The 695-nt window shown below is 40.9% G+C and carries 1 protein-coding gene and 1 pseudogene; both read right to left on the bottom strand.

All coding sequences use genetic code 11. The features are described 5' to 3' along the window. Positions 1–299: pseudogene (locus ACFIO3_RS14785) on the bottom strand (23S rRNA (adenine(2503)-C(2))-methyltransferase RlmN); the annotation flags it as partial. Positions 300–341: 42 nt separating this feature from the next. Further along, positions 342–695, bottom strand: a 354-nt coding sequence (locus ACFIO3_RS14780; protein WP_375704748.1) for an invasion associated locus B family protein, incomplete at its 5' end; no start/stop codon positions are given.

Below are 695 nucleotides of genomic sequence, written 5' to 3'. Positions count from 1 at the left end.
TCTCCAACAATTTCTGGGCGCGCAATGGAAAAATGACACTTAAGTGTTTCTTGCATTGCTTTAGAAATATTCAGCATCTCATCAAAATTTGAAACACCACGTACATAAAGCCAATGCCAAAGCTGACGCACACGCATACGCGTTTGATGCTCTGGTACACCAACTGTCTTTAAAGCTTGCATCATTTCGTCTTGCGACAAACCAATTAAAGAGAGCTTAGAACTCTCCTTCACGACCACATTATCTGTTTTTCGTGCAAAACATGAACCAACTGGTCTAAGGTCATAGGAAATGGCCATTGCTTTCTAATTCACATCACTATTTTAGAAGTTATCGAAACCTTAATGGCACTTTTGAGTTGCATTTAATGCAGCAGTGACCCCTTTTAAGGAATAAGTATAAGTGGTATGCGTTCCTCGTTTTGATATCGCTTTCACTGTCATATTGCTTCCAGCACGCATAGCAGAAACAAGCTGCTTTTCTAGCTCTGATGACGCCAACCAAGCTGAGGAATCTTTAGTGAAAAAATCAAAATCCTTACCTCCAATGGTCACTGTCACTCTAGACCCTTCTTGAAGGGAATAACCAGCCATGAACTGCGGTTCAAACGAAATAGGTGAATGAGAACGCTTGGTAACCAAGAAAAAGTTATCACCATGATTAACTGTCGTTGGAAGAGCCTTCAAAGGTACCGA

This window comes from Bartonella sp. AD328YNZD, from assembly GCF_042196425.1.
The sequence above is the reverse complement of the archived record's forward strand: the minus strand, read 5'-3'. Positions and strand labels throughout refer to the sequence as shown.